Annotated in this window: 18 protein-coding genes; 8 read left to right on the forward strand and 10 right to left on the reverse strand. The window is 42.8% G+C overall.

The window, feature by feature from the left end; translation table 11 throughout:
• The first annotated feature begins 44 nt into the window (after nucleotides 1-44).
• The 3 genes from fabV to AACT23_RS06555 all read left to right on the forward strand — a co-directional run bounded on the left by fabV (nucleotide 45) and on the right by AACT23_RS06555 (nucleotide 5,098).
• On the forward strand, nucleotides 45-1,244 hold the full coding sequence (gene fabV / locus AACT23_RS06545; RefSeq protein ID WP_017043170.1) for an enoyl-ACP reductase FabV: 1,200 nt from the start codon (nucleotides 45-47) through the stop codon (nucleotides 1,242-1,244).
• A gap of 200 nt (nucleotides 1,245-1,444) precedes the next feature.
• The gene (locus AACT23_RS06550) at nucleotides 1,445-3,355 is read left to right on the forward strand and encodes a sensor domain-containing phosphodiesterase (protein WP_094127130.1); all 1,911 of its coding nucleotides are present in this window, start codon (nucleotides 1,445-1,447) and stop codon (nucleotides 3,353-3,355) included.
• Nucleotides 3,356-3,442: 87 nt separating this feature from the next.
• A complete protein-coding gene (locus tag AACT23_RS06555; RefSeq protein ID WP_026028209.1) occupies nucleotides 3,443-5,098 on the forward strand; it encodes an ABC-ATPase domain-containing protein in 1,656 nt (551 codons plus the stop codon).
• A 165-nt stretch (nucleotides 5,099-5,263) separates the two neighbouring features.
• On the opposite strand, the gene AACT23_RS06560 is transcribed toward AACT23_RS06555, so the two are convergent.
• Nucleotides 5,264-5,926: a DNA-J related domain-containing protein gene (locus AACT23_RS06560; protein WP_013867958.1), complete on the reverse strand. Its 663-nt coding sequence runs from the start codon at nucleotides 5,924-5,926 to the stop codon at nucleotides 5,264-5,266.
• A 267-nt stretch (nucleotides 5,927-6,193) separates the two neighbouring features.
• Here AACT23_RS06560 and AACT23_RS06565 point away from each other — a divergent pair, with 267 nt between their 5' ends.
• Together AACT23_RS06565 and AACT23_RS06570 are read left to right on the forward strand one after the other, a co-directional pair.
• Nucleotides 6,194-6,862 carry a DUF2238 domain-containing protein gene (locus AACT23_RS06565; protein WP_064626276.1) on the forward strand — a complete coding sequence of 223 codons (669 nt, stop codon included), beginning with the start codon at nucleotides 6,194-6,196 and terminating at the stop codon, nucleotides 6,860-6,862.
• A 114-nt stretch (nucleotides 6,863-6,976) separates the two neighbouring features.
• Nucleotides 6,977-7,189, forward strand: coding sequence for a hypothetical protein (locus tag AACT23_RS06570; protein ID WP_010318303.1), 213 nt, complete (start codon nucleotides 6,977-6,979; stop codon nucleotides 7,187-7,189).
• On the opposite strand, the gene AACT23_RS06575 is transcribed toward AACT23_RS06570, so the two are convergent.
• From AACT23_RS06575 to AACT23_RS06585, 3 genes are all read right to left on the reverse strand, one after another.
• Nucleotides 7,146-7,838 (reverse strand): HAD family hydrolase, encoded by a 693-nt coding sequence (locus AACT23_RS06575; protein WP_176428622.1) that lies wholly within the window; start codon nucleotides 7,836-7,838, stop codon nucleotides 7,146-7,148. The two genes, AACT23_RS06570 and AACT23_RS06575, sit on opposite strands and share 44 nt — an antisense overlap.
• 140 nt (nucleotides 7,839-7,978) lie before the next feature.
• Nucleotides 7,979-9,769: an HD domain-containing phosphohydrolase gene (locus AACT23_RS06580; RefSeq protein ID WP_094127134.1), complete on the reverse strand. Its 1,791-nt coding sequence runs from the start codon at nucleotides 9,767-9,769 to the stop codon at nucleotides 7,979-7,981.
• Between the two features lie 70 nt (nucleotides 9,770-9,839).
• Nucleotides 9,840-10,349 (reverse strand): hypothetical protein, encoded by a 510-nt coding sequence (locus AACT23_RS06585; RefSeq protein WP_013867962.1) that lies wholly within the window; start codon nucleotides 10,347-10,349, stop codon nucleotides 9,840-9,842.
• A gap of 188 nt (nucleotides 10,350-10,537) precedes the next feature.
• Between AACT23_RS06585 and AACT23_RS06590 the strand changes: the two genes are divergently transcribed.
• From AACT23_RS06590 to AACT23_RS06600, 3 genes are all read left to right on the forward strand, one after another.
• On the forward strand, nucleotides 10,538-11,014 hold the full coding sequence (locus tag AACT23_RS06590) for a CreA family protein (RefSeq protein ID WP_026028212.1): 477 nt from the start codon (nucleotides 10,538-10,540) through the stop codon (nucleotides 11,012-11,014).
• 113 nt (nucleotides 11,015-11,127) lie between these two features.
• On the forward strand, nucleotides 11,128-12,432 hold the full coding sequence (locus AACT23_RS06595; RefSeq protein ID WP_013867964.1) for an inosine/guanosine kinase: 1,305 nt from the start codon (nucleotides 11,128-11,130) through the stop codon (nucleotides 12,430-12,432).
• Nucleotides 12,433-12,724: 292 nt separating this feature from the next.
• Entirely contained in the window at nucleotides 12,725-14,440 is a 1,716-nt protein-coding gene (locus tag AACT23_RS06600; RefSeq protein ID WP_094127136.1) for a putative bifunctional diguanylate cyclase/phosphodiesterase, read from the forward strand.
• A 120-nt stretch (nucleotides 14,441-14,560) separates the two neighbouring features.
• On the opposite strand, the gene AACT23_RS06605 is transcribed toward AACT23_RS06600, so the two are convergent.
• The 6 genes from AACT23_RS06605 to AACT23_RS06630 form a co-directional block, all read right to left on the reverse strand.
• Complete coding sequence (locus tag AACT23_RS06605; protein ID WP_094127138.1) at nucleotides 14,561-15,280, reverse strand: carbonic anhydrase; 720 nt, start codon at nucleotides 15,278-15,280, stop codon at nucleotides 14,561-14,563.
• 158 nt (nucleotides 15,281-15,438) lie between these two features.
• Nucleotides 15,439-17,121 carry a pyridoxal phosphate-dependent decarboxylase family protein gene (locus tag AACT23_RS06610; RefSeq protein WP_094127140.1) on the reverse strand — a complete coding sequence of 561 codons (1,683 nt, stop codon included), beginning with the start codon at nucleotides 17,119-17,121 and terminating at the stop codon, nucleotides 15,439-15,441.
• A 53-nt stretch (nucleotides 17,122-17,174) separates the two neighbouring features.
• Nucleotides 17,175-19,085: a methyl-accepting chemotaxis protein gene (locus tag AACT23_RS06615; protein WP_020977858.1), complete on the reverse strand. Its 1,911-nt coding sequence runs from the start codon at nucleotides 19,083-19,085 to the stop codon at nucleotides 17,175-17,177.
• Nucleotides 19,086-19,354: 269 nt separating this feature from the next.
• The gene (gene speB / locus AACT23_RS06620) at nucleotides 19,355-20,284 is read right to left on the reverse strand and encodes an agmatinase (RefSeq protein WP_094127142.1); all 930 of its coding nucleotides are present in this window, start codon (nucleotides 20,282-20,284) and stop codon (nucleotides 19,355-19,357) included.
• Entirely contained in the window at nucleotides 20,285-22,195 is a 1,911-nt protein-coding gene (gene speA, locus AACT23_RS06625; protein ID WP_026027469.1) for an arginine decarboxylase, read from the reverse strand.
• Between the two features lie 187 nt (nucleotides 22,196-22,382).
• Nucleotides 22,383-23,207 (reverse strand): tetratricopeptide repeat protein, encoded by an 825-nt coding sequence (locus AACT23_RS06630; RefSeq protein WP_228209362.1) that lies wholly within the window; start codon nucleotides 23,205-23,207, stop codon nucleotides 22,383-22,385.
• Nucleotides 23,208-23,441: the final 234 nt, after the last annotated feature.

Here is a 23,441-nt window from a genome sequence, read left to right on the forward strand (position 1 = left end):
ACGATATTTTTTAGACCATTCCCCTAACCGCAAAGGTACAAACTATGCACATTGAACCTGTGATCAAAGGTGTGGTCGCTCGCTCTGCTCATCCACTAGGATGCGAACAAGCTGTGTTACAACAGATTAATTACGTAAAATCTTGCAGACCGATCACTCACGGGCCAAAACGAGTTCTCATTTTAGGCGCATCTTCAGGCTTTGGGCTCGCCGCCCGCATTGCCCTGACCTTTGGTGGTTCAGAAGCCGATACGATTGGCGTTTCCTTTGAAAAAACGCCATCAGAAAAAGGGGTTGGTAGTGCTGGTTGGTACAACAATCTCTTTTTTAAACAACAGGCCGAGCAAGCGGGTCGAGTCGCCGTCAATATCGATGGGGATGTTTTTTCACCATCAGTACGCGAGCAAGTGATTGAAGCGATAGAGACCTATTTTGAAGGGGAAGTCGATTTAGTCATTTACAGTATCGCCAGCGGCATGAGACCAAAACCCAATTCAGATCAGTATTGGCGCTCCGCCATTAAACCGATTGGTGAGGCCGTTTCTGGTGCGACAATATTACTAGAAAACGATACGTGGGTAGAAACCACCATTGCCCCTGCAAATGACGAAGAGATCGAAAGTACACTGAAAGTAATGGGTGGCGAGGATTGGGAAAACTGGATAGATACGCTGATCAACACTGAATCGATTGCACAAGGGTGTAAAACCATTGCTTTTTCATACATCGGCCCTCAGATTACTCACCCCATTTATCTTGACGGTACACTTGGACGCGCCAAAATTGATTTGCACCAAACCAGCCACTCTCTCAACCTAAAATTGTCTAACTATGGCGGCGGGGCTTATGCGACTGTTTGTAAAGCTTTAGTCACGAAGGCGAGCGTGTTCATTCCCAATTTAAGCCCTTACATTGTCGCATTGTATAAGGTGATGAAAGAAAAAGAGACGCACGAAGGATGTATCGAGCAGATGCAGCGTCTGTTTAGCGAAAAACTCTCTAGCAAAGGCAAAGTACCCGTTGATGGCGAACGACTGATCCGTATGGATGATTGGGAGCTCAACCCAGATACTCAGCAAAAAGTGGCCGATTTACTGGAGAAAATGGATCAGTACAACTTTAAGCAACTAGGTGACTACAAGGGCTTTAAGCGAGAATTCATGCAGCTCAATGGCTTCGACTTTGATTGTGTTGATTATGCTCAAGAAATTAATATCGACCATTATATCAAGCAAGCCGATTAACTCCTTCCGTATCATTTACGAGACACAGCTAACTATCTCAATGCCCCAATATTTTATTGGGGCTTTTTTTTGTTACATTGGCGGCGCGTTCTTATTCTTAATACCATACTATGGTCATAGGAGCGGATCTTGTCATCGTCAGTCTAGAGCAATGAATGCTCGGCTTTTTTAAGCTTTGTCGTCCAAAGGAATTTGATAATATGTCGAAAATAAAGACACATGAGATGCTCATCCCCTCTTCAATGATGGATGGATGGCAACGCATTGTGAATTTACTCGCTGAAATTTTAAACGTCCCGAGCGCATTGATCATGCGTGCTAGCCAGCAAAAACTCGAAATATTCTGTAAAAATACCAACGTCGACAACCCCTATCAAACCGGACATAAAGAACCCTTAGGACAAGGTCTGTACTGTGAAACTGTGATGCAAACACAGCAGGAACTATTGGTCCCGAATGCTTTAGCCGATGAAAAATGGATGCATAATCCAGATGTACCACTGGGCATGATTGCCTATTGTGGCATCCCATTAAAGTGGCCGAATGGTGATATATTTGGCACCATTTGCGTACTCGATAGCAAGGAGAACCATTTTGGCCCCACCTATCGGCAGTTACTGGAGAGTTTTCGCGATACCATTGAATCCCAGCTCACCACCTTATACCAACAAGTAAAACTTCAGCAGCTCAATGATGAGCTTCAGCTTCGCGTCGATAACCGAACACAAGATCTTGCTGATCTCAACTACTCGCTCACGCAAGAAATCGATAAACGCCGCGCCGCAGAACAACAGATTCAATATCAAAAGTGGCATGACATCAGCACAGGTTTTTTAAATCGCAACGCACTTGAACTGGAACTCAAAAATAGCCTTTTACAAGCAACAAAGCAGCATACCGAAGTTGCCGCCATTCATATTGGTTTCACTAATGCTCGTCATATTCAATCTCACTTTGGCTACCGAGCATGGGATCAAGTCATCGCTCGATATCGTGAGCGACTAGGACGCTGCGATAAAATTGAAATATTGACCGCTCGACCCACGTCGACAGATTTAGTCTTGATCGTCAAAACAAAACTATTAGCGCGTCACTTGGAAAAGTTGTGCCATAAATTGGTCGAAATCGGTCATTCTGAATTTAAGCTCGATGACCATAATGTTCATCTTCATTCCTATATTGGTATTGCAACGAGTTTAGACACTGACAATGCTATAGAACTGCTCAAACAAGCTTCTGCTGCCATGGTCTCTTGCAAAGATTCCGGTCATAAGTTTTGCTATCACTCGCAAGTGTTCAGTGACTCACTCCGGCAAATCAACCAATTAGAAAGCTACTTATTACGAGCAGTGCGCAACGATGAGCTCATGCTCTATTTTCAACCTAAGGTCTCTCCAACCACTCATCGCTGGACGGGGGCAGAAGCGCTACTACGTTGGCGGCACCCTGTATTGGGCGATATATCCAATGAAACCTTAATTCACATGGCCGAACAAAATGGACTGATTTTTGAAGTGGGTAACTTTGTCCTGCGATCGGCCATCGAAAAAACGAGCCAATGGGCAAAACAGGTCGATAATTTCAAAATGGCTATTAACGTTTCAGCCGTCCAATTGAAGAATGCCCAATTTGCAGACCAAGTTCGTGAGCTACTGAACACCTACCAACTTCCAGCTCGGTACTTAGAGTTGGAAGTAACAGAAAGCTGTTTGATTGCGGATGAAGTGGTGGCTCGCAACACACTGCGAATTCTACACCAACTAGGTGTGACGTTGTCACTTGATGATTTCGGCACGGGCTACGCCTCTTTCAGCTATTTGAAAAAATTTCCCTTCGATTGCATAAAAATAGATAAAAGCTTTGTACATCAATTGGATCAAAGTGAGGAAGATAAAGAAATTGTTCGCTCAATCATTCACGTTGCCAAAAAATTAAAGCTGAAAGTGATCCTCGAAGGGATTGAAAATCAAAGCCAAGAAGACTTTATCATCAGTGAAGGGTGTGAGTTTGGCCAAGGCTATTTCTATGGTAAACCGATGCCTTGTGACGAGTTTGAGGCTGGGCTACTGAACCAAAATTATGCACACCCTGTCGAGACAAAGGTTTTGTAGGATAAAGGAATCCCTTATCATGTCTTTACTCTCAGTGTGGCGGTTCCTATAATCGCCGCCTTTCCTTTCCAAACGAGCGATATCGAGATGGATTTATTAACATCAATTCTCAAAAAGCTAGAAAAACAGAACTACCGCGCCTATCAGCAGATCAAAGGTCAATACGAATTTGGTGATTTCACCTTGCATATCGATCATATCCAAGCGGACCCTTACGCTTCTGCATCTCGCTTTCGCGCTACTCGAGCATGGTCTCTGACCGGTCTGGAATGGTTAAAAGAGAAATCACCTGCTTATCAAATGGCTGCAAGAGATTTTATCGCTCGTAGTTTTGCGGAGTTTGCTAAGCAAGAGAACCATATTGCCATCGCATTGACGGGCCAAACGGTGCTTGATAGTACAGCTGTTCTCTTTACGGAGCATGGTATTGAGCTTCGTTTTCGCATCAATTTACCCGCTGAAGGTCGTGACATTCTGGCCAAGAAAGCGCTCAACATCATCACCTTCTACCTGCCAAAATTCATTCGCCGGGCCACCATTGAACGTGAACTGGATAAAGATGCCCTACTTGAGCATTGCGCTGTGATCGAAGATCAAGAAGCAATGCGTGCACAACTGGCACAGCACAATCTGGTTGCTTTTGTGGCCAATGGCAGCGTATTACCTCGCTTGGCAGGTAACTGTGATCTGCCGATGAAAGACGCCGTTACTTTCCAAGCCCCCACATCGTTAGAAGTCGAGCTTGAGACACCAAACCAAGGCAAAATTAAAGGACTCGGCATCCCCAAAGGTATAACCCTTATCGTCGGCGGTGGTTTTCACGGTAAATCGACTTTGTTAACGGCGATTGAGCGTTCAATTTACAACCATATTCCCGGCGATGGCCGTGAGCGAATTGTTACGGATCATCAAGCCATGAAAATTCGCGCTGAAGATGGCCGTTGCGTACATAATTTAAATTTGTCCAACTACATCAATCACCTACCTATGGGTAAAGAAACCTCCGATTTCAGCACTCAAGATGCGTCCGGTTCAACATCGCAAGCAGCGTGGTTACAAGAATCCATTGAATCTGGCGCTAGTACATTACTGATTGATGAAGATACTTCCGCCACCAACTTCATGATCCGTGATGAGCGTATGCAAGCGCTGGTCAGTAAAGGTGATGAGCCCATTACACCATTGGTTGATCGTATCGGGCAACTTCGCGATGATTTGGATATCTCAACACTGATTGTTATGGGGGGATCCGGTGATTACTTAGATGTCGCCGATACTGTCATCCAGATGCATGACTACCACGCCGTTGATGTGACTAACAAAGCTAAAGAAGTCATCAAACAGCATCCAACTGCTCGTCACAACGAGTGTGAAACGCCACTGGCTATTTTCCCAGAACGCGCTGTGAATCGCACTGCGCTGCAAAAATTACTGGTTGATGGTAAATTCCGAGTCTCTGCCAAAGGCGTTGATTCGCTTCGCTTTGGCAAAGAATTTACGGATTTAAATGCGTTAGAACAATTGGAGTCACCTTCTGAAGTCAATGCGATTGGCTGGACTTGGTTCCAGTTTGCGCAGACTCCGGGGTGGTCAGCGCAACCAAGCAAAGAGATGATGGCTTTATTAGCAGGAACATGGCACCAAAATATGCCAAACCACGGTGATTTGGCGAAACCGCGTGTCATCGATGTGATGGCGGCGTTGAACCGTATGCGCAAGTCGCAATTTAAAAACCACCAGTAAAGATTAACTCCCTATAACAAAAGCAAAAAGAAGCGAGAGATCGCTTCTTTTTTACTTCAGTACCTTATTGCTTCAGTACATTACAGGTAGTTAGCTTAGGTATGCCTTACAGTGCCAGTTGACCTTATTCGACAAATATCTTGTCTAGAGTTTAAGGTTTGGGCTTTAACTATTTTGCCGCAAAATATTCCATGCTTCACACAACACTCGAAACGTTTCAGCATTGCCATTGTCTCTATCTGGATGCCACTTTAGTGCCAACTTGCGCCATGTTTTTCGGATTTCAATTTGCGTCGCTTCCACTGGTAATTTAAACAGCCTCAATGCTTGAAGACGATTCATATTAAGGTTACTCGTTCCACCCATTGCTTTACGGTAACGAGTCCAAAATTCGTTCAACAAGCGGCGCACTTCTCCTTCATCAGCCTCATAATTTTTCCACTGAGTGTAATAATCACGCAATGGATCATCTGGGTCGATTTCGCAACTAACGGCACGATGCGCAGGCATTAGTACAATGTCCATTGCTGATACTTGTAACCACTTTTCAGGGTAAAGCGTCTCTTGAAGCTGATAGAGCGCGTTCATGATCAAAAAATTACGCTTAAAGAGGTCTTTTTCAGGTGCGCTATCAAGTACAGGCATGAATCCCTGTTCACTTAAATGTGCCGCTAACGTATGGACTTTCCAACCGGAAGGCTGTTTACGCAACACCTCCAACATTGGCCAAAGCAGCGGATTTTCCATGTAAGATTGAAACTGAGCGGTAAGTTCTAAGCTTTCAGACATACTTTCGGGCCTACTTTGGGACATAGTCTCGACGTTCATATTAAGGTTCTCTTTTCATTCAAATCCAATATCGCTTTTTTGTCGAGTTTCTTACCGCATATTATCTTGGCTTTTTGAACTAGAGTCCGTTTATCACACGCACTATCTATCAATACATAAAAAGAGAAAGATCGAGTTGTTGCATGATCTTCTCCACCTTGCTGATCTCTTTGCTAAGACGATGCGAAAATCAATCACAAAACGAAGGTAGATACACACATCTCAAACACAAATTTCTACGTCTATAAGATACAGAATTCAACAAAATTGAACATCGTGCAAAATAGTGGCACTATCCATCGGTATTTTGTGATAGGAAAAAACATGTCTCTCAACTTCTCACGCACGCTTTTATTTTTGACGGCGATCTACGGTGTACTCTTTCTATTTTCAGCGATCGCGCCAGTTTCTCGTGCTGTCTGGTTAGCAGAAATCATCCCAGCGCTAGGGATCTTAGCACTCGTCTATTGGGCTTCAACAAAACTACGCTTTAGCTCAACGGCTTATATTCTGATGTTTGTGTGGCTCAGTTTGCATACCATTGGGGCTAAATATACATTTGCAGATGTTCCGTTTGCTTGGTTCAACGAACTGATCGGATCATCTCGTAATAATTTTGATCGCGTCGCTCATTTCTCAATTGGCTTTTATGCCTACCCTATCGCTGAATATTTAATTAGAAAGCAGCTCTGTAAACCGCTAATTGCCTCATTGTTCGGGCTTTTTTCTATCATGAGTATCGCAGCAGGTTACGAAATTATTGAATGGTGGTATGCCTCAATCGCGGGTGGTGATGAGGGAATCGCTTTTCTGGGTTCACAAGGCGACATTTGGGACGCACAAAAAGACATGTTATGCGATACCCTTGGGGCAATGACGGCACTTTGCCTATTATGGTTTAGGCCAAAATCAAACATTCCTTACAGTGAAGTATGAAATGCCTCTAATTTTTGGAACTAAGGTAAATATTACCGAGAGCAAGTTTTGATTAGTGTTTATTCTGTGAGTACGGAGAACATGACTCTCCCTTTTTGCTGCTGAGAATTGATTATGAAAAATATAAATAAAACACTTGAAAAAATAGACTGCTGTCCACTTTGTCAACATGACGAATACTTTATTTCCACAAACAATGAAAAGTTTATCTGCGCACAATGTGGTTTTAAAACCGACCACTTACAAAGCGTCCAGCAAATGATTGGTGTACACACAGCGCTAATCAGTCATAAACACATTCATTGCTTGGCCAACAATGTGCATTGAGCCATGGTTTAAGCTCGAGTAATGTGTCGATAACAACGACATTAGGCGCTTGAGAAAAACCCTGTGGGTTAAGAGGTGCTAGCTGAACGGTTGGTACCTCTGCATTGATACCCGCTTCAACCCCTTTTGCTGAATCATCCACATAAATACATTCTTGCAAAAGAAATCCCATATTCATCGCACAATAACGAATCAAATCAGGTTCAGGCTTCCAGCTATTCGCATCAAAGGCTGAAAAAATGCGTCCTTCAAACAAAGGGAGCAAACCGCTCCGTTGTAAAATTGATGATATTTTTTCTTTAGGTGCATTAGAGGTGACACAGTATTCAATACCCTGCTGGCGTAAATGCTCAAGTAGTTCTATCGCACCATCCATGGGTGAAAGATATTGCTCGAAGAGCTCATTAACTTTATCCCGATAAAGGTTCTCTAAAAGATCAAGATCGGCGTTAATGTTGGTATGTTCAAGTGCCTGAAATAGTATGTCCGCAATCTTCCCACCTTCAAAATGGTTACTCACTTGTGCAAAAGTAATGTGGGCTCCTAGTTGGTTCAATACATTGACTAGCGCTTCGCAGCACAAACGCTCACTATCAACTAAAGTACCTTCACAGTCGAAAATAATACATTTTATTTTTTTCTCAGTCATAAACACTTCCTTCATCCAATGCTTAATTTTAACCGCTAGGTGAATGTATAAAATGATTGAGTTAACAGAATGAAACGAAGATAAGAGTTGATATGCATAACTTATAGCCACATCACTCTTTGATACTCAATGGGGCGTATTTAGCCGGCTCGGTAATAGCTTGTCGTATCGGGATACAAATTACGGATTTGGATAAAATCATCCAAATGATTAAGCAACAAATTGACTAAAGTAGGGTCAAACTGAAAACCGCATTCACGTTCAAATAAACTTACTACATTCTCAAGCGGCCACGCTTCTTTATAACAACGCTCACTTAGCAAAGCATCGAACACATCCGCTATCGCAGTAATGCGAGCAAATATATGAATGTCTGTGCCTTTTTTCTGATTAGGATAACCTTTACCATCCCAACGCTCATGGTGTTCATGCGCGACAATCGCAGCTAATTTAGTTATATCACCTTCGCTTGTATTGAGGATGTTATAACCAGCGGTAGTGTGAGTCTGCATGATTTCCCACTCATCTGGTGTTAGTTTTCCAGGCTTATCCAAAATCGACTCTGGAATCGCAATTTTTCCCACATCGTGCATTGGGCTGATGATCTCGATCATTTCTACCTCGCGCTGCGTTAACCCGCACAAACGAGCCAGCAGCGCAGAGAGCCTTGCTACCCGCTTAACATGATTACCCGTTTCACCAGAGCGCGTTTCTATTGCTTCTCCGAGTAAATGAATCATTTCCCGCTGTACGGCTAATGTACGCTCTTGCAATACCACTATTTTACGGTTTTTGACGCCAAGCTCTCTTTTTTGTCTGAGGGTCACCCCTTGCATAACAATCACAACCAGCAAACAGAGAATAATAAAGCTAGCCGCGAGTAACACTTTCCAATGCTGTTCAAAATAAGAGAGAGGACGATTAAGAACCAACACATCCTGTGGCAAGGCTTTCATGTCAATCTGATGTCGCTGCATGGCTTGGTAATCAAAAACCGCTCTTGTACTGCTGATTTGCATGTCAACTGCGGAGGCCAAATCTAATGATACAAATTGGTTTAACGCCATCAAGATATCTTTTCCCAGTTGCTCAGAACGATTAACATGCCCTCCAACGATACCATCACGAATATAAAACTCCCAAAGTACAAAAATGGGGGCAGCGCTAGCTTGTGCTAGGCGGTAGGAAATCTCTTGATAAGTATGGTAAACACCTTGATTTATCTCTGTATTAAAGTGCGATAGCAGTACCGCATCATCAGGTGAAATCTGGAATAGCACCTTTTCTGCTTCAGCCAAAGTGATGGAGTTAATATCGATAAACTCGATACCTTTTAAAAGATCCGTAGCCAGCACTTCATCGACTTTTTTTCGGATCAATTGCGAAGTATGACTTTGATCTGATAAATAATAGATTTTCTTGAGTTTTGGCCGTAATGATTTGATTAAATGGAAGTTTTCTATGATAGCTTCAGATTCATAAATAATTTTATTGTACTTAGTCATGTCATCGAGTGTGGCACTTTTGTCGTTGATGCCAACCGCAACCATAGGCGTATCTGGTTTAAATAGGCTTGAGAGCCCTTTAGTGAACTTTAACGCATTGTCATCGGTAATAATAACCGCATCGAATGGATAATCACGATATTTAACGTGGAGGTATTTTTTGGCCTCCTCAAGATACTCTTGGCTATAAATTCTTTTTGTATCAAGGTATTCAATGGAGAGCTTAATCGGTGTTTTGCTGCTCTTAACTACAGCATCAATGCCCTTTTGAAATTCATATGTCCATTGATAAGATGATTCATATGAATGCAGCACAAGAATATTTTTAGGCTCCCAGCGAGTTGACTTAGCAGGAAACGACAAAAACAGCGCATAACAGACCATAGCAGTCCAACTAAGCCAATATGTTATTTGCTGTTTATTCATACATAGCTCTCCGTGCAGGCTAAAATTAATACCAAACCAGGCGCTATAGTACCAATTTCATCAGGACAAGCTACTGTTCTATAAAAACATTACCATTGCACTCATGATTAGCACGCCATTTTGCGAGCAACAACCGCGTGAATACATCTTCACCTCCAAATGCATTTTTATCCAGAGTAACGATGTCGGAGATGAGTATCTCATGTGAAGTGGAGGTGACGATACCAGCAGCCACAGGCTCCCCGTTTTGAAAACCTAAGTAAAGCTCGCAAGGTGCTGAATAAATGATTTGGGTAAAGAATTCGATAACTTTTGATTGATCGTTTTTATCGCTCCATAAGCTTGCTTGCAACAGAGCAAACCATATTGTCATCCGATGAAAATCAACCAAATAAACCTCTTCGAGCAACGATAGGTTAGGCTCCTCAGTGAGCTCAATAAAAGGGCGAGAACTGCGTTGAACAACCGCTTTTTGGTAGAGATCTCGACCTTGTAAGCTCTCTTCTGTTGGAAATTCGACATTCACTTGGTCAAATAGCCATTGGTTTTTAATGGCGGCAACGTCAGGTTGGTTAATCATTGTTATTTACTTCTTCTTCTAATTGTTGCAAGCAGGATACTGACCAGATCGATATGCGACAAGCCATTACTCACATTATCCTCATCTAAACTGCAGATATGCTGGCCAAAACATCAACATAACAGCCTATATCATTCTCCTTTGATGCTGCTATCATGTGCAGAAAGATGGATAAATGGATTATAGACATGAACAAGAAACTCATCACCACCGCATTCATACTTAGCTTTGGTTTAGTTGGCTGCGATAGCAATGAAGTTGGCGATGTATCGCTCGGATTTTTCACGCTTAAAGACGTAAAAATCGAAAATCTAAGTGATGATATTGTGACTGGTGTTACGTGCCATATTGCTTCAATTGAGGCTAATTTGAGTCTTTCTGATCCAAGTGATAGCTCAATCTCGTGTCGTCAGACTGGTGACATTACGCCAGAGATGATTGCAAAAATTGATAAGAGCAAATCAGGCGAAATCGTGTTTAAGAAGTCAAAAAGCATTTTCTTCAAGTCAATGAAAGTCAGACGTATCTACGATGCAGAAAATCAAACCCTGATCTACTTGTCTTATACTACCAAAGAAACAGATGGTAGCTTCAAGCACAGCCTATCGACCGTACCGCTTTGGGGGACTAAGGCTTATAGTACGGACATAACGCTCACTAAATAGCCGCTAACGCCTCGGCGATCTGGATTTGGCTCACTTTTTTATGTAATAAAAATGAAAGGAACCTTTCATATCCGTGATATGATGCGGTAAATTTTCAATTCTCATTTTTCAACATGAAGTTTCCTGGACAGCGTAAATCTAAGCACTATTTTCCGACTCATGCTCGTGACCCTCTCGTCAATCAAATTCAACAAACGGCTATGCTCCACCGCCCAACAGTGGTCGGTGTTGGGCAAACCATTGTTGATATTGAAGCTCGTGTAGACAATGAGTTCTTAGAGAAACATCAATTGAGTAAAGGTCACTCACTGGTGCTCGAAGAGAGCAAAGCCGATGCGCTCTATGAAGAGCTAGTCGAACGAGGTTTAATTACTCACCAATACCCGGGAGATACGATTGGCAACACACTGCACAACTACTCTGTGTTGGCCGATAGCAAATCCGTTTTGCTCGGCGTGATGTCCAAAAATATTGAAGTCGGCTCATACAGCTATCGTTATTTGTGTAGAACCTCATCGCGCATGAACCTAAACCATCTTCAAACTGTCGATGGTCCTATCGGGCGTTGCTACACCCTAATTTCTGATGATGGAGAGCGCACCTTCGCCATTAATGAAGGGCATATGAATAAACTTCGCCCCGATAGTGTTCCTGAAGAGGTTTTTGAAAAAGCTTCCGCTTTAGTTGTTTCTTCTTACTTAATGCGTGGAAAACCCGAAGATCCAATGCCACTTGCGGTCAAACGCGCTATTGAGATCGCTAAATCCAAGCACATTCCAGTGGTGTTAACCCTAGGCACTAAGTATGTAATTGAAGGTAATGCGAAGTGGTGGCAAGACTACATCAAAGAAAACATCACAGTCGTCGCCATGAATGAAGAAGAAGGTGAAGCATTAACTGGTGAGAAAGATCCACTGCTTGCGGCTAACAAAGCACTCGAATGGGTAGATTTAATCCTCTGCACCGCGGGGCCCGTAGGTCTTTATATGGCTAGCTACACCGATGAAAGCGCAAAGCGCGAAACTGAATTACCTCTCCTACCGGGTAATATTGCTGAATTTAACAAGTACGAATTTAGCCGTGCGATGCGAAAACAAGACTGCCTCAACCCAATAAAAGTGTATTCACACATTGGCCCTTACTTGGGTGGCCCATTGGAAATCAAAAACACTAACGGAGCGGGAGACGGAGCGCTATCGGCTTTATTGCACGATATGGCCGCGAATAGTTATCATCAACGCAATGTTCCAAACTCTGCCAAACACGATGTGCCGTACCTCACTTACTCTTCGTTATCTCAGATCTGCAAATATGCAAACCGTGTCAGCTACGAAGTACTCACACAGCACTCTCCTCGTTTATCGCGAGCATTACCAGAACGTGAAGATAGCCTAGAAGAAGCGTATTGGGATCGTTAAATCGTATGACTTCTACATGAATAAAAGCGACAATTTGTCGCTTTTATTATTTCCACAACGAATAAACCGCACGATGCGATCCTACGTTATTTAAGTCTCACCATTTCGTTTCAGAAATAACAACTTCCGTGAAATAAACTGATAACTTGTGCCTAATTGATGAATCAATAGTTTTATAATTGAGACATCTTAGTACAAGCGTTATAGTACTCTTTAAAGATGAGTCATAAAGGTTTTGGATCAAGACTCACAATTATCATCCATTGCTGCTTTCGCTTGAATTAGGATTAACATGACAATGTCATTTCCGCAGGAAGAGTATTCAATTTCAGACCTAGACAGTGCCGTTGCAAAGCAGCGTCTGGTTCATGTTCTCGATTTTTTTAGTCAAGGTCTGTTTTATATGAGCAGCGATGGAAACATGGTGCTCTATAATCCAACATTTTATGTACAATTTGGTGTAAACAGCGAAACTATTTCCTATGCTGATTGGCTGAGTTTGGTTCATCCTATGGATCGTGCACTGCTCAACAGCCGCGTCGACAAGCATATCAGCACCACTGAATCAAGGGAATCGATTCAATACCGAGTCAAAAAAGCAAATGGTCAATATATCTGGTTAGAGGGGAATGCGGTCACAAAAAGTGTGAACGGTGAACATTTTATGGTGGGTAGCCATAAAGATATCTCCGATCAAAAATTGATGGAAGATTACATTCATCAAGCTGCATTTTTTGACAGCTCATCAGGCCTCTATAATCGAAGTAAATTACTGCTCGATATTGATGAGAAAGCACTCAAAATTGGAGAGCCTTATTCACTTATCTACATCCAACTTGAAGATATTAAGTCTTATCTCAATCAATACGGCTCAGACATTGTTAAAGATTTACTGAATCACGTCGTCAGTGCACTGCGTGAACTGCCCGATGAATTTGCTGATTTTTACCGTATTCGCTCTGACGATTTTGCCATATTACTTAGAGGAGAACGCTCATACGATGAGCTCAAGCATATCTGCTCTCAAATAATGAAGCACTATTCGAAATCAGCCACGGAGCATGGGCACCTCTATGGTAATGATATTAGCATTGGTGTCTATCCTGAGATAAACCGTGCTATATCTGCCGATGAGTTGTTAAATATTGCATCACGAACTTGCCAATTTGCTAGTGCCAAAAATCATTCTCGTATCGAAATTTACAGTGGCCGAATTCAAAAAAACGTTGATCGTTATTTCTTCATCGAAAGAGGCTTAAAGGAAGCATTAGATCAACGTTCATTGTCCGTGAAATTCCAACCCATTATTCATGCACAATCAGGACAGGTATCCAGCTTTGAAGCCTTAGTCCGCTGGCGCTCAAAAGAGTTTGGTGAGATTTTCCCGGACGAATTTATTCCCGTTGCAGAAAAAAAGGGGCTGATTGTTGATTTAGGCTATTTTGTCTTCAAAAAAGCCTGTGAGTTTATTGGCCGTTACAATAAACAAAATGGGGTCAATATTCGGGTTAATATTAATGTTTCAGTCCTTCAACTTCTGAAAAGTGACTTCCCACAACAGATACTAACAATGGCTAAGACTTCCGGTGTATTGCCCTCTTCTATTGTGTTAGAACTGACGGAAACTGTCATACTCGATGGCGATAAAAATGCGATTAACCAGCTTCACTCCTTAAATGAAATGGGGTTTCAACTGTCGCTGGATGATTTTGGCGCTGGTTTTAGCTCACTCAATAGCTTCTTTGATTTGCCCCTCAATCAAATTAAAATAGACAAAAGCATTGTATGGAAAACACTGACTAACCCAGCATCAGAACAATATTTAGCCTTTCTCATCCAGTTTTGTCACACCAATGGCGTCGACATTGTTATTGAGGGGGTTGAAAATGGCGACATGTACCAAAAATTTAAAGAGATGGGGGCAACTTATTTACAAGGCTATTGGTTTTCAAAACCACTATCTTTAGCCAGTGCAAGCCGCTATACATTAAATGCTGTCAATGAATAAGCACAAAAAATAGCTTAGCTAAATTAAGCAATTACACCTAAAATTTGAAGAAGCAGAGCGGAAAGGAAATAGTAAACCCTGTGAGCCCGACTGCGACTTCAAATCGCTCAAAGAGCGTTGTTATTCTTTTTCTAGCACTAAGCGAGCATTGTGAGCTTGTATGGGCCGATTGTTATTTCTCATCACACTATGTAGTGCTGCACTTTGTTGCTGTGACAAACTTTTCGGCTGCTTGACCACCAACCATCTCACGCCTTCACTGCAAGGCGGCGTTGTGAGTGACCCATTAAAACGGTAATACTCATCTAGCTTAGGTAACAGTGACTGTACTGCTAACCCTTTTGCTAACGGCACACTCGTCCCAACTTTAGGCAACTCTGCAGTAAGCTGGGCTAATGGTTCATTCTGTGCGCCCGTTTCAAACATCACCGCCAAAACTGCCAGATTGCCAGCCGCATCAGCATGCACAAAATGCGCTTCTAAAGGATATTGCTGTCCTTTAATTAAGTTTTCAGAAGGGGTATGGAAGTGAAATTGTTTGAGTTCAAATTCTGTACCATCCACTACCAGTGTATTTTTCCCTGAAACTGAGGCTTGCAGCGTGTGTCCATTGTTGGTCAATGTACCCACAACGCCTGAATAGTGGATATCTAAAGATTTTAAATCAGCTTCAACGAGGCCATTGATATCAATTGGGCTTTGATTTTTGCCCATTTCACAAATTTTAGAAACATGTCCCCAATGTTCAGGACCACGTTCACCTTCATATCCCCATTCATTTGCTTGCGCCACATAGGTAAAGCAAACGCTAATTGCTAGGGTCAACAGTTGTTTTTTCATTATCGTTCCTTGAGACAGCTTGTTATCTAAAATGTAACATTCAGGTTAATATCACGAGCACATGGTAATACATTCTTCATACCGCATCCGTGGTGAAAAATAACATTACATTGACGTGACTAGTCATTCATTTCAGTTCGCGCTCACCCTTTCCATGGCTAGCGCCGAACAATGTTTTGGCAAAACTGTTCGATATGTTTTCGGGTGGTATTGGGGTTCATTAAAACCGCTTTTTCTCCCGGAATATGTAAACAATGTCCAGTGTCATCATAATGAGTGCGCGCAATCGAATCGACCCAATTGGTGTTAAGATGCTGGCCTTTATGAGATAAGAACTGATGACGATGGTAGAGCGTATTCTCTACTATCGAATCAACCATAGAAACCTGACGTGCGACGTTCATTTCTTGATCAAACATCGATTCAGCACACGTCACTTTCTGTGGGTCATAGAGACGAAAAGTAACACTTGGCCCTTGGTTTTCTACTGCTGCCACCTTGCAGTGTGGTAGAGCGGCTAATTGGCAGCGTAAATAATTAGCATTTTGCAATGTATGACCAATCACGGTTTGGTAGCCTTCGATACCTAAATGTTGCAGTGCTGAATAGGCAGAAAAAACACCCACGGCACTGCGTGAACATTCAATGGTCGATTGCAAATGGCTCTCTTCTCTTTGAGCATGTTCAAAGTAGGAGTAATAACCGGGATCTGTTTTTAATACCGCGAGATCGTGTTTGTTTTTGAGCATCACCAAGCTGGAAGTATAAGGGACATAACCCCATTTTTGAAAATCGACCGTAAATGAATCCGCTAATTGTAAACTTTTAATCCTCGGCAATAAGGATTCAATACCCGTCAGTGTTGCCCGATTAAGCGATAAAGGGTTGCGTTCAAAATCATACTCTTGAAAAAACAACATACTCCACCCAACAGCAGCATCAACATGAATATGTGGTTTTATCGAAATCGCATATTCTTGGCATCTTCTTTCTCTTATCGCATAAACCTGTTCAATATCATCAGTTGCGAAGGTATCGGTACTGCCAAATGTCAGCATTATGCTAGGAACAGCAATGCCATTTTTAAAACAGAAAATCAATTGTTGGTCTAATTCAGCCAAATCCATTTCATTGTTATCTTTAACTTTGATCCGAATCGCTTTACCTTGAACATCAACCCCCAACAACGACAAATTTGTCATGTTTGAATAGTGACCTGCTTCTGAATTGAATATCCTGTAATCTTCTCCCGCCAAACCATTCAGAGCTGACTTTGGCAACACTTTTCGAATACCTAATAGATAGCCGTACAAATTACAAAATGTACCTCCTTGTGTGAATACTCCAGTCGCTTGATCACTATCATAACCAGCTAAATGCGCGATTTGCCGCACGACTAATTTTTCCAGTTCAATGGCATCTCCCGCATATTCGCTATAAACCAAGTTAGGGTTGGCGATAGTCGCAAGTAGCGCACCGTGAATGGCCGGATCACAAGGTGTCGAGATCACATTTTCCACTGAGCGAGGGTCATCCCAGTTTTTTGAACGTTTGGCGGCATAAAGCGCTAAGTCGTTAAAAGGGTGAATGGCGTGGCTCGAGTGTCGAGGAATGGTGTTTGAATGCCGTAATTGTTGCTGCAATGCAGTATTTACCACGGTTGGCGCATCAATTTTTCGCTCTTCAAGCCAACGGGCGATCTCGTGAATACGATACAAAGGCCAACGATTGGGATCGCGAGCAAAAAAATGCGCTTTCACTGTCTGGAAAATTTGCTCAAACGCAGGGTTCAGTTGGTTGGCGTGCTCATCTAGCCACACGCTATAATACGCTGTTTTCATGATGCTCTCTCCATGCTTAATCCCAAATAAAACGCCGCGTTAGCGGCGTTTTATTACTTTAATTTAAAGTTGGAGACCAAGCGGTCAAGCTCATGGTTTGAGTAAGAGAGTGACTCTGTAGCACTGACGGTTTGTCTGCCACTCACCACCAATGATTCAACGATGTCTCTTATCGCTAGCATATTGCGACTGAGCTCTTCTGCGACTGTACTTTGCTGTTCGGTCGCAGCAGCAATCTGCGTACTCAAATCATCAATTTCGGAAACGGAAGTACTCATGATGTTTAAACTGCCAGAAACTTCAGACGTTTTATCTGCTGTGGTTTGACATTGGTTTTTAGTTTTGTCCATTGCGGCTACAACGCTATCAGTCCCTTCAAGTAGCTTGGCCAGCATATCTGATATTTCAGTAGTGCTGTTTTGCGTTCTTGCCGCTAAAGCACGAACTTCATCTGCAACCACCGCAAACCCACGGCCTTGCTCACCCGCACGCGCCGCTTCGATCGCCGCATTCAACGCAAGCAAGTTCGTTTGCTCTGAAATAGCACCAATCACGGTCAATACTTCGCTGATCTTGATCGCATCTTTGTTCATATTGGCAATGCGCTCAGACATCTGTTCAACATCACTCACCAATGAGCTGACCGTTTCAACCGCATTATTCACAATAATAATCGATTGTTTGGCCTCTTTGCTCGCCGAGTCAGTAATGTGATTCGATTGCGTGACGCTCTCTGCCACAGTACGTGCACTTTCACTCATTTCAGTAATGGCCGTCACCACTTGCTCTGTTTCAGATGAGTGCGAAAGCAGCATCCGCTCATTTTCCTTTGCCGTTTGACCTAACTGCTCAATATTAGAGGAGATGTTTTGACTGGCATCAGATATTTGCAACATCATTTTTTGTAGATTTTCTGAGAATAAATTGAAGCCTTGGCTTATCTGCGCTAAGTCATCATCACCATTCACCTCCAAGCGGCGTGTCAAATCACCAGAGCCTTTCGAAAGATCAAGTACCGCTTTTTTCAGGCGTAGCAAAGGCTTGTAGATATAATTAAGAATGACGAAGATTGCCGCGACGCTGATAATGAGCAAAATCACCCCAGTGTAAATAGCGCTACTTTGCGCTTCATACACATTAGCTAACGCCGTACCTTTGTCGACGAACACCATCATGGTCCAGTACATGTTATCGGTTAGGTTAACGCGCTTGAAATAACCATCAAATTCAATGCCTAAATAAGGAAATGACAAGTGACCAGCATCCTGCTGGCTAAAAAGTTTCTCCATTTCGAGGAAATTAGGGCTGACTTGCGAGGGCGTTCGTCCAATATCACTAGGATCATCACTAGCAAAAAAGACAGCATTCTTGTCGGTTAGTGTCGCTGCACCGCCGGCAAAGCGCATATTACTGACTTGGACAATAACCTCATCCAGTTGGATATCTCCCAGCAAAACACCAATGAAACGGCTTTGTTGGTAGACAGGCATAACTACACTAATAACCTGTTTACCGGTGATTTTATCTTCATAAATTTCAGTTACCTGAGCAGTTCGAGAGGTTTTTGCTTGCTGATACCAATCCCTACTGGTGAAATTTTGTTGACCTGTAACAACTCCGTTGTCTTTGTCAAACGACATATAGGCACGGCCATCGTCATACGCCATAATGACATTTGAAATTTGTGCACTCTCAGCTAACAATCGAACCAAGTTGACATTCTCTTGATCAGAAAGAGCAGATCGGAAATGTTGTGAACCTTTAACTACGGCTTGATAACGTGTTTTCACCCAAGATTCGAGTTCAGAAACGTGATAGTTGAGCTTGTTTTGAGTTTCTGTGGTTAAAGAGGTAATCATCTTCTCTTTTAACGACAGCATGTTGATGGTGCCCAAAACGATTAAAGAAATCGCAACGAGCAGTGCTACGCTCACATATATTCTGCTTTTAAAACCTAAAGTCATAGATTCACCCTCACCGTGTAACAGCTAGAAAGATTAAGGTGAAACTTGATCATATTATTAATATGAATGGTAGATCAATGTGACACCTAGCCAACCTAATAAAATTGGTACACGGCGAACACTTATGCAAGTTATGTCATTAATATTTATTATTGAGTGCGCAAAGTGAATTTTACATTGAAAGACAAGATGATGATTTTTAATGGAAATACGTTGAGATGATGGTTAAGAAAAACGCGCAGTGGTGATGCTGCGCGCTGACTTATTTTTTATGACGCCACATTTGGCTTAGAAGCCCAAACGTAAAGCAGCTCTAGAGCAATTGTCGCACCAGCCAAAGCCGTTAGCTCACTTTGATCGTACGGAGGAGAAACTTCAACAACATCCATTCCCACCAAATTAATACCGGCCAATGCACGAATGATTTTCAGCACTTTATCGGAATTCAATCCACCACATACTGGCGTACCCGTTCCAGGAGCAAAAGCGGGATCTAAGCAGTCAATATCAAACGTCAGGTATACGGGTTTATCACCAATAGTTTGACGAATATTAGCGACGATCTCTTCCACTGACATATCATTCGCTTGCATCGCATTGATGACATTAAAACCGTGGCCTTCATGCTTGTATTCGGTACGAATACCCACTTGCACAGAATGCTTGGCTGAGATTAACCCTTCCTTCGGCGCATGATAGAACATAGTGCCGTGATCATAAGCGCTGCCATTGGCATAGGTGTCAGTATGAGCATCAAAGTGAATCAATGCCATTTCGCCATAATATTTGGCATAAGCGCGCAATATAGGCAGCGTGATAAAGTGGTCACCACCTAAAGCAAGCATGGTTTTGCCACTTTTTAGAATTTCGCTAGTCGCCGCTTCTAAGCGATAAGTGAAATCTTCAGCGTCACCACAATCAAACACCAAATCACCCGCGTCGATCACTTTGGTATCTTGGAACAAGTTAAAGTTCCAAGGAAACTTTTTACCTTCCCATGCAAGGTTCACTGAAGCACGACGAATCGCATCTGGACCCATTCTCGCCCCCGGGCGACCTGATGTAGCCATATCCAAAGGTACGCCCAGTACCACGACATCGGCATCTGCACTTACTGGGTCTTTAACATAAGGACGACGTACAAACGTCATCGCATTGGAATACAGGGAATAATCAGTTTTAGTAAACAAATCATTCATTTAGAAATCCTCTAGATAGGTATAACCGCTCAAGCCTTGCTCAAGCTCTTGCAATACATTTTCTTGTTCTTCAACCGCCACACGCTGGCTAACTAATTCGCGGTAGTTTTTACGGATGGCATCCACATCAATATGAACATAGCGCATCATATCTTCAACCGTGTCTCCTTCGTTGATCGATACGATTTCAGTTTCGCCATTCTCTGCCATGTTCACCACCACGCTGTGTGTGTCGCCAAATAGGTTATGCATATCGCCTAAGATCTCTTGATAGGCCCCTACAAGGAAGAATCCCATCAAATACGGTTCATCGGCATTCCATGCTGGCACTGGCAGCGTCGTTTCAATACCTTGCCCCTCGACGTACTGCTCGATTGCACCATCAGAATCACAAGTGATATCCAGCATCACGGCGCGGCGATCTTCCACTTTTTCAAGGCCAGACAATGGCAACACAGGGAAAACTTGATCGATTCCCCACGCATCTGGCAATGATTGAAACAGTGAAAAGTTAACAAAAAACTTATCCGCCAAACGCTCATTCAGTTCATCCAAAATAGGACGATGGAAGCGGTTTTTGGTGCTCATTTGCAGTGTCAGTTCGTGATAAATGCGCAGCGATAGCTGTTCAGCCCAAGCACGGTGCTGAAGGTTAATAACGCCAGTCGAAAACTGGTTGTGCGCTTCCGACAGATCGCTTTGTGTATCGTTGTAAATTTCAATCAGTGCACGCGCATCAGAGCCTTCACTTAAGCTTTGCCAGTTACGCCACATGTTTTGTAGCAATACCGGAGCTTCTTCACCGACTTCTGGAATCTCTTCTGGGTAATACGCTTCTGTACCAATAACATTAGTGATAAGTACGGCGTGGTGCGCGGTAATCGAGCGGCCTGATTCAGAAATAATGACTGGCCTTGGCTGACTATATAACTGGCACACATCGCTCACCGTGCTTACGATATTGCGTGCATATTCAGCTAAACCATAGTTCATCGAGTTGGATGATTGACTGCGTGTACCGTCGTAGTCCACCGCTAAACCGCCACCCACATCGAAGAAGTCAATCTCCGCACCAATATCACGCAGCTCGCAGTAAAAACGCGCCGCTTCGTTCACGCCATTACGCACATCACGAATATTCGCCATTTGCGAACCTAAGTGGAAATGCACCAGTTGCAACGCTTCTAGTTGCTGCTCTTTTTTAAGGCGTTCGATAACGGTCAACACTTGAGATGCAGAGAGCCCAAACTTCGATTTTTCACCACCACTCGCCTGCCATTTCCCCGCGCCTTGAGAAGCTAAACGAATACGGAGCCCTAAACGTGGTTTCACGCCTAGGCTTTTCGCTTCTTTCAGCACGAGATCCAGCTCAGACAATTTTTCCAAAACGATGAATACTTTATGGCCAAGCTTTTCACCAATCAGGGCCAGACGAATGTACTCTCTGTCTTTGTAGCCGTTACATACAATCACTGAACTTGCTTGTTGGGCTAAAGCCAATACCGCCAATAATTCTGGCTTACTGCCCGCTTCCAATCCAAGCTGTTTAGTCTCTAGCTGCGCTTGGCTGGCTAAAATCTCATCTACCACTTCTTTTTGTTGGTTCACTTTGATTGGGTAGACCAACAGGTAGTTGTTTGGATATTGGTATTCTTCAATCGCCTGATTAAAGGCGTCACAAATGTTATGTACGCGTTGATGCAGGATCTGCGGAAAACGTACAAGCACAGGCAAATTTAAATCACGCGCTTCAAGCTGCTTTACGATCGAACTCAAGGGGGTTTGGTGCGCCTTATCATGGCGCGGCGAAACATAAACTTCGCCTTGATTGTCAATACCGAAGAAGCCTTGGCTCCAATAATGAACATTGTAGTCAGCGCGAACGCGATCTAATTTGGATGGTTGTTCCACATCTAATCTCACAAAAACAGAGAGTAAAAAGTGAATCAGAAAGTCTGATATCACGACTTGACGCCTGTAACGTCAGGCGCATTAACGGTTAAAAGCGTATGTGTGTCTAATGATAATAATTTGTCGTTAAGATTACGTTTGATTATCACCAGTTCGCTATAAAAAGTGGATGAAATTTAATACAAAATCAAACGTTGCCACTGATCAGCTCGTCAAACTTCTTATTGCCGTGTAGCCCTTCTAAATCAGCTTCTTCTGCAATTAAATCTCGCAATGAAGCGCTAATTTCCGTGGCTCTTTGTAAATCCTCAATCGCTTGTTCTTCGGCTCCGATACGCGCATACGCACATGCTCGTTGGTACAAGGCTGGCGCATTAGCATCATCTAACTCTAGCACGCGATTACATAGGCTCAGTGCCCAGTAGTATTCCCGAATTTCCATCGCAGCATCTGCTTTGTATGTCAACGCTTCCAAATCTCCGGGACGGATTTTTAAAATTTCGTCATACACTTCAATACGCTGCTCTGGTGTTTGGACACTTTGCGCTCTCAACCATAAGTTATGGATTTCATTAATAATTTCAATTTCACGGTTGTTTTCGGTAATGATGCGTGTTTTGCGCTTAAGATCTCGCTCCAAGGCGAGGAATTTTTTCTCATATTCCTGCGCAATTTGATTTAGCCGTTTATCGGCCAGCTCACGCGTGTTGTGCTTCACTTCTTTAAGTGACTGCCAACCAATTAATGCAACTAATGAGGCAACACCAGCGATGACATAGAAAAAATAGGTCACCGTCACATTCGAGTAATTCAATGACTTGTCTGCAACGGACAGTTCTCTGTCGGTAATTTGAATCGTGAGCCGCCGTTCAAGATCTTGTTGATCTTGTCTTAACGCTTTCAGCTCATCCAATATGTAGCGCTCAACCAAAGGACGATCCAGTATTGGTGATTCAGAATAGGGCTCTTCCTGTGCCAGTGTTGGGAAAGACGTTAGCACTATCAGGAACAAGAATAGCTGCAATAATTGCCGCACAATCGGTTGCTCATTTATTTTTCTCACTCTCTACCTCTTTCATCAGACACGTTGTCGATTTATTCGTCGCCATTTTCAAATCTGCACACCGATGGACCCAAATTTCTCTGGCCTGTCATCCACACACAACCATTTTAACTCAAACTATTTTTTGTTTTTTTAAATTTATTTTTGATATAAAAAATCAGTAAGTTAATGACAAAATAGCAA

It is taken from the genome of Vibrio sp. V09_P4A23P171 (assembly GCF_963875615.1).
GTDB classification, from domain to species: Bacteria; Pseudomonadota; Gammaproteobacteria; order Enterobacterales; family Vibrionaceae; genus Vibrio; species Vibrio anguillarum.

Coding starts and splice junctions, on each gene's coding strand:
- fabV (WP_017043170.1), top strand. CDS start 45: ATGCACATTGAACCTGTGATCAAAGGTGTGGTCGCTCGCTCTGCTCAT.
- AACT23_RS06550 (WP_094127130.1), top strand. CDS start 1,445: ATGTCGAAAATAAAGACACATGAGATGCTCATCCCCTCTTCAATGATG.
- AACT23_RS06555 (WP_026028209.1), top strand. CDS start 3,443: ATGGATTTATTAACATCAATTCTCAAAAAGCTAGAAAAACAGAACTAC.
- AACT23_RS06560 (WP_013867958.1), bottom strand. CDS start 5,926: ATGAACGTCGAGACTATGTCCCAAAGTAGGCCCGAAAGTATGTCTGAA.
- AACT23_RS06570 (WP_010318303.1), top strand. CDS start 6,977: ATGAAAAATATAAATAAAACACTTGAAAAAATAGACTGCTGTCCACTT.
- AACT23_RS06575 (WP_176428622.1), bottom strand. CDS start 7,838: ATGACTGAGAAAAAAATAAAATGTATTATTTTCGACTGTGAAGGTACT.
- AACT23_RS06580 (WP_094127134.1), bottom strand. CDS start 9,769: ATGAATAAACAGCAAATAACATATTGGCTTAGTTGGACTGCTATGGTC.
- AACT23_RS06585 (WP_013867962.1), bottom strand. CDS start 10,349: ATGATTAACCAACCTGACGTTGCCGCCATTAAAAACCAATGGCTATTT.
- AACT23_RS06590 (WP_026028212.1), top strand. CDS start 10,538: ATGAACAAGAAACTCATCACCACCGCATTCATACTTAGCTTTGGTTTA.
- AACT23_RS06595 (WP_013867964.1), top strand. CDS start 11,128: ATGAAGTTTCCTGGACAGCGTAAATCTAAGCACTATTTTCCGACTCAT.
- AACT23_RS06600 (WP_094127136.1), top strand. CDS start 12,725: ATGACAATGTCATTTCCGCAGGAAGAGTATTCAATTTCAGACCTAGAC.
- AACT23_RS06605 (WP_094127138.1), bottom strand. CDS start 15,280: ATGAAAAAACAACTGTTGACCCTAGCAATTAGCGTTTGCTTTACCTAT.
- AACT23_RS06610 (WP_094127140.1), bottom strand. CDS start 17,121: ATGAAAACAGCGTATTATAGCGTGTGGCTAGATGAGCACGCCAACCAA.
- AACT23_RS06615 (WP_020977858.1), bottom strand. CDS start 19,085: ATGACTTTAGGTTTTAAAAGCAGAATATATGTGAGCGTAGCACTGCTC.
- speB (WP_094127142.1), bottom strand. CDS start 20,284: ATGAATGATTTGTTTACTAAAACTGATTATTCCCTGTATTCCAATGCG.